Source organism: Streptomyces neyagawaensis (genome assembly GCF_023516595.1).
In the GTDB taxonomy this organism is placed as follows: Bacteria; Actinomycetota; Actinomycetes; order Streptomycetales; family Streptomycetaceae; genus Streptomyces; species Streptomyces neyagawaensis.
Map to the genome: position 1 here is coordinate 1 of NZ_JAMGBG010000166.1, position 5,153 is coordinate 5,153.

The 5,153-nt window shown below is 72.9% G+C and carries 8 protein-coding genes; 4 read left to right on the plus strand and 4 right to left on the minus strand.

From position 1 onward, the window contains the following. The coding region (locus M8J73_RS40640) for a lytic polysaccharide monooxygenase (protein WP_249829761.1) at positions 1-608 on the minus strand (608 nt) is incomplete at its 3' end. 280 nt (positions 609-888) lie between these two features. Between M8J73_RS40640 and M8J73_RS40645 the strand changes: the two genes are divergently transcribed. Both M8J73_RS40645 and M8J73_RS40650 read left to right on the plus strand, forming a co-directional pair. Then, positions 889-1,659: a dienelactone hydrolase family protein gene (locus M8J73_RS40645; protein WP_055537098.1), complete on the plus strand. Its 771-nt coding sequence runs from the start codon at positions 889-891 to the stop codon at positions 1,657-1,659. Further along, complete coding sequence (locus M8J73_RS40650) at positions 1,656-2,144, plus strand: GNAT family N-acetyltransferase (protein WP_055537099.1); 489 nt, start codon at positions 1,656-1,658, stop codon at positions 2,142-2,144. The genes M8J73_RS40645 and M8J73_RS40650 overlap by 4 nt, the downstream gene beginning before the upstream one ends. Before the next feature lie 16 nt (positions 2,145-2,160). Here M8J73_RS40650 and M8J73_RS45080 read toward each other — a convergent pair whose 3' ends face one another. Beyond that, positions 2,161-2,295, minus strand: coding sequence for a hypothetical protein (locus M8J73_RS45080; RefSeq protein ID WP_258193464.1), 135 nt, complete (start codon positions 2,293-2,295; stop codon positions 2,161-2,163). Between the two features lie 139 nt (positions 2,296-2,434). Here M8J73_RS45080 and M8J73_RS40655 point away from each other — a divergent pair, with 139 nt between their 5' ends. Next, positions 2,435-3,094 (plus strand): class I SAM-dependent methyltransferase, encoded by a 660-nt coding sequence (locus M8J73_RS40655; protein WP_249829762.1) that lies wholly within the window; start codon positions 2,435-2,437, stop codon positions 3,092-3,094. A 38-nt stretch (positions 3,095-3,132) separates the two neighbouring features. Here the strand turns inward: M8J73_RS40655 and M8J73_RS40660 are convergent, their stop codons facing one another. Both M8J73_RS40660 and M8J73_RS40665 read right to left on the minus strand, forming a co-directional pair. After that, complete coding sequence (locus M8J73_RS40660) at positions 3,133-3,633, minus strand: ribonuclease FAU-1 family protein (RefSeq protein ID WP_249829763.1); 501 nt, start codon at positions 3,631-3,633, stop codon at positions 3,133-3,135. Next, positions 3,614-4,543 (minus strand): GNAT family N-acetyltransferase, encoded by a 930-nt coding sequence (locus M8J73_RS40665; RefSeq protein WP_055543156.1) that lies wholly within the window; start codon positions 4,541-4,543, stop codon positions 3,614-3,616. Before M8J73_RS40665 ends, M8J73_RS40660 begins: the two co-directional genes overlap by 20 nt. Before the next feature lie 95 nt (positions 4,544-4,638). Here M8J73_RS40665 and M8J73_RS40670 point away from each other — a divergent pair, with 95 nt between their 5' ends. Beyond that, positions 4,639-5,007: a GntR family transcriptional regulator gene (locus M8J73_RS40670; protein WP_055522884.1), complete on the plus strand. Its 369-nt coding sequence runs from the start codon at positions 4,639-4,641 to the stop codon at positions 5,005-5,007. Positions 5,008-5,153 lie beyond the last annotated feature (146 nt).

Here is a 5,153-nt window from a genome sequence, read left to right on the forward strand (position 1 = left end):
GGGCTGTCCGAGCGCTGCCAGACCGTGTACAGCAGGTGCCTGCCGGAATGCTGCGGGAGCGTCCCGGAGAACGTGGCGAAGCCGCCCGACGCGGCCGGGTCGGTGGAGGTCGCGACCGGGTGCGCGAGATCCAGGTCGTCCCAGGCGAGCGGCCGGGAGGGGGCGTACCCGGGCTTGGTGATGTACACCTTGTACGTCCCCTTGTGCGGCGCGGTCACCCGGTACTTGAACGTGTACGAGCCGCGGCGCACGCTCGTCGCCGGCCAGTCGGCGCGGGCCAGGTCGAGGCCCTTGAACGCCTCGTTCCCCGCGCTGCACAACTCCCCGTCCGGTACGCGCTCCTGGTGCCGGCCGGCGACATCGCCGATCCGCACGCCGTTCCAGTCGTACAGCGCCTGCGTGCCCCCGGCCGCGACCGCCGCCCGGCACGCGGCCGACCGAGGGTTCTCGGGGCCCTCCGCGTAGCACTGCGCCACCCGGCTCACCGGGTCGCCCAGCGAACCGTGCGCCGCGGCGGACCCGGCGGCGCACACGGTCAGGGCGAACGGGGCGGCACCCACGACACCGGCGGTGACGAACGCGGCGGCCTTGCGGCGGGCAGCGGGCATGGCGGTACTCCTCGAAGCGGTTCCGGGTCACCGGGTTCTCCGGGCGGGCCGGGTTGCCGGTCGATCAGCAAGCTAGCCCCAGGGAACCGCGACATCGCCTGCTGAGGGCGGGTGCGGGAGATCCTTATGGTCGCGTTAAGGATGGGCTAACCGGGGGCTCAGGAACACCGGCCGCCGAGCCGTCGATGATCCCTTTCTTACCCGGGCGCGGAACAATGCGACCGCCCGCGATGGTTGACGACCGGTTGACGACCTGTCGGAGTGACGAAGAGGAGCATCCATGACCGCCGTACACGGAACGACCGTGGACATCACCACCCAGGACGGCACCGCCGACGCCTACTTCGTCCGCCCCGACGACGACGCCCCGCACCCCGCGGTGCTGTTCTACATGGACGCGTTCGGACTGCGGCCGCACCTGAGGGCGATGGCCGACCGGCTGGCCGGGGCCGGCTACGCGGTCCTCGTACCCAATGTCTTCTACCGCAGCGGACGCACCCCGGTCTTCGACCTGCCCGACTTCATCGACCCCGGTGCGCGCCCCGAGCTGTGGGACCGGATCCTCCCCGTGATGCTGGCGCTGACACCGGACCTGGCGGTACGGGACGCCGAGACCTACCTCGCGTGGCTGGCGGACAGCCCGCACACGACGGACGGGCCCGTCGGCATCACCGGCTACTGCATGGGCGCCGGTCTCGCCCTGCGCACCGCGGGCGCCTTCCCGGAGCGGGTCGCGGCCGTGGGCGGGTTCCACGGGGGCCGGCTGGCGACCGACGCCCCGGACAGCCCGCACCTGACGGCGGACCGCATCACCGGCGAGGTGTACCTCGGCTACGCCGACAACGACTCGTCCATGACACCGGAACAGATCGAGCTGCTCGACAAGACGCTTGACGAGGCGGGCGTCACCCACCGCACCGAGGTGTACGCGGGAGCCCCCCACGGCTACACCCAGGCCGACACCGCCGCCTACGACGCCGAGGCGGCGGAACGCCACTGGACGGCCCTGCTCGACCTGCTCGGCCGCACCCTCGCGCGCCCCCGCCCATGACGGACGGGACGGACAGGACGGAAGGGGCGGAAGGGGCGGTCGGCGAGGGCGTCAGAAGGGCGGTGCTCGCGGACGTCGACGCCGTGCGGGCGGTCACGGACGCCGCGTTCCGGCCCTACATCGAACGCATCGGGGTCGTCCCGCAGCCCATGGAGGCGGACCACGCGGCGAACGTGGCCGCGGGCCGCGTCTTCGTGACCGGTGACCCCGTGACCGGCCTGGTGGTCGTCGAGGCACATGACGACCACCTGTTCCTCGACGCCATCGCCGTCCACCCCGACGCCCACGGACGGGGCGTCGGGCGACGGCTCCTGGACTTCGTGGACACGCACGCGCGTGCCCTGGGTCTGCCCGAGATCAGGCTCTGCACGAACGCGATGATGTGGGAGAACCGGAAGATCTATCCGAAGTTCGGATACGAGGTCGTGGAGCGGCGGGTGGAGGGGCCCTACGACAGGATCCACTACCGCAAGCGGCTCGGCTGACGGGCCGGGAGCGGGGTCAGCCGTCGGGCCACCAGGTGCGCGCGATGTCCTTCCGCACTTCCCGGCGCTCGACGGGGCGCTCGTCGGCCTCTTCCCGCACCCGGCGGGAGTCGGACTTCCTCAGGGGCTTCTGCACGGTCGTACGGCGCATGGCTGCCTCCTTGCGTCTACCCGTGTTCCGCGATTTCACGGAGGTAGACCTCTTCCGGGAGCGTTACTCATCGGGTCGTGCTGTGTCAGTGGCGGCTGTCACCCTCTGGACTGTCAGTGGCAGGTGTCACTCTGGCGGCATGACCAACATCGACGACGGTGAAACCTCCCGGACCCCCGAAACCGCGAAGAAGTCCGTGCCGAACGACCCGCCCCCGCCCGTCGACTGGGACGCGCAGGCTGCCGTTTTCGACGACGAACCCGATCACGGCCTGCGGGATCCCGTCGTCCGGGAGGCGTGGGCGGCCCGCCTGCGGGCCTGGCTGCCGCGCCGCCCCGCCGATGTCCTGGACCTCGGCTGTGGCACCGGCAGCCTGTCGCTCCTCGCGACCGAGCAGGGGCACCGGGTGACCGGCGTGGACTCCTCCCCGGCCATGGTCGGCCGTGCCCGCGCCAAACTCGCCGGGCACCCCGCCGTGTTCCTGGTCGGCGACGCGGCGGCACCGCCCGTGGGTGAGGAGCGCTTCGACGTGGTCCTCGTCCGGCATGTCCTGTGGGCCCTGCCCGACCCGGCCCGCGTCCTGCGGCGCTGGTGCGGGCTGCTGCGGCCAGGGGGGCGCCTCGTGCTCGTCGAGGGCGTGTGGGGGACGCTCAGCCCGGTCGGCATACCCGCCGAGCGGCTGCACGGGCTCGTCGCACCGCTCGTCTCCGACGCGCTGGTGGTCCGGCTCGACGACGACGCGCGGCTGTGGGGCAAGCGGGTCGAGGACGAGCGGTACGCGGTGGTCGCGGACCTCTGACCCGCCGGGCGCGCGTCCTCGCCCGGCGGGTCTCCCGGTCAGCCCAGCAGGGCCGTGAAGCCGCCCTCCTGCGCGAGGAGTTCCAGCTCGTCCAGCGCGGCCAGGGCCGCCGCCGCGGCCTCCGGGTCGGTGGTCGGCAGCCCGCTGTCCGCGAACTCGTCCTCGTCCAGGCGGACTACGGCCGTGCCGTCCGCTGAGCGCCACAGGTCCAGGTCGAGGTCCTCGACGACGAGTTCCCCGCCGGACCGCACGGCGGGACGGGTGATGTCGCAGTACCAGCCCTTCAGGCCGCCCCGCCCGTCGCGGACCTCCTTCACCGAGTACCACCGGTCGCGCCAGTAGTACTCGGTGAACACGTCGCCGGGCTCGAACCGCACGAAGCCGAAGTCCCGCACCCCGGGGCTCGCCCAGTCGGCGCGGACGACGACCCGGACGCCGTCGTCGCCCAGCAGCCGGGCGGGATAACGGATCTTCGTGCGGCCCGCCTTCAGCAGGACGACCTCCAACTCGCCGGTCGGCTCAGCCGAGTTCCCGGACATGGCGTACCTCCGTCGCGCACACTTCGTAACCGAACCACTTGTTGATCGCGATCATCGGCCCGTTCCCGGCGTCGTTGCCGGTGAACGCCTCCGTGTAACCGGCGGCGCGGGCGCGGTGCAGCGAGTCGTTCTTGGCGAGCTTCGCCAGGCCCCGGCTGCGGAAGGCGCGGGCCGTACCCGTCATACCGGTGGAGTAGCGGGCCCCGCCGTCCGTGCGGGCCGCGGTGAACGCGGCCGGTGTGCCGTCCACCACGACCACCGTGCTCAGCGTGTGGTCGAGCAGCGGATGGTGGAAGGTCCCGGCGAGCCACTGCTCGTAGTCGTCCAACTCGGCTCCGACGTCGCTCGGTTCGTCCGCCGTGGTCTCCGCGTCCAGCGCGAACAGCGGGCGTGGGTCGTCGGCGAAGTCGGCGACCGTCCGCAGCTCCACACCGGCCGGGGGCTCCCGCAGCGGGGGCAGGGTGCCGGACGCGAGGTCCAGTCGCAGGAAGTGGGCGGACCTGCTGCCCGTGTAGCCGCGCCGCTCGGCGAACGCCCGGTCGTCCGGGGTGTCCAGCACCCACGAGAACAGCCGCGTCGCCCCCGCCGCCGCGAGCCGCTCCTCGGCGGCGCGCACCAGCAGGGAGCCCGCGCCCCGGCGCACGCGCTCCGGGTGCACGTACACATTGAGGTAGCCCTGACCCGGTACGGGGCTGTCATGGGCGATGCCCAGCTGCGCGGTCCCGATCACCTCGCCGTCCGCCTCCGCCACCAGATGCCCGACATGGGCCTCGGGGACCGCGTGGGCGGCGTCGTGGACGACCGCCTCGGGGGTGCTGACCAGGAAGGGGAGGGCGCGCCCGCGTACGTCGGCGAAGGCCTCGGTGTCCGCGGGGTCCGCGGTCCGGAGGTCGCGCACGATCACTGTCATGGGGTCGCACGGTACGCGGACGGTGTCGCCGGTCGCCTCCGAATTTCCGGTGGGCGTGCGACGACCGGGGCCGGTGCGTACGGGACAATCGCCGCGTGACCTTGAACATTCGCATCGTGGAGGGGGGCGCGCCCTACGAGCAGGTGCGCGCCCAGATCTCGGAGCAGGCCCGGTCCGGGGCGCTGCCCGTGGGGTACCGGCTGCCGACCGTGCGGGGGCTCGCCGAGCAGCTCGGGCTCGCGGCCAACACCGTCGCCAAGGCGTATCGCGCGCTGGAGACCGACGGGGTGATCGAGACGCGGGGACGCAACGGCACGTTCGTGGCCGCCGCCGGGTCGGCCGCGGAGAAGGAGGCGGCGACGGCCGCCGCGGGGTACGCGGAGCGGGCGCGGCGCCTCGGCCTCGGCGAGGCGGAGGCCCTCGCGGCGGTCCGGGACGCCCTGCGGGCGGTCTACGGCGACTAGGTGTACTCGGTCATGACTTTGGTGACAGGCGGCTGATCGGGGGCTGGCCTGCGAGCGCGGTGTGTCGGCGTCGAGTGTTGTAGAAGGTCAGCCACGGCGCCAGCGCGTGGTCGCGTTCGGTGTTGCTGGTGAACACCTGGCGGTAG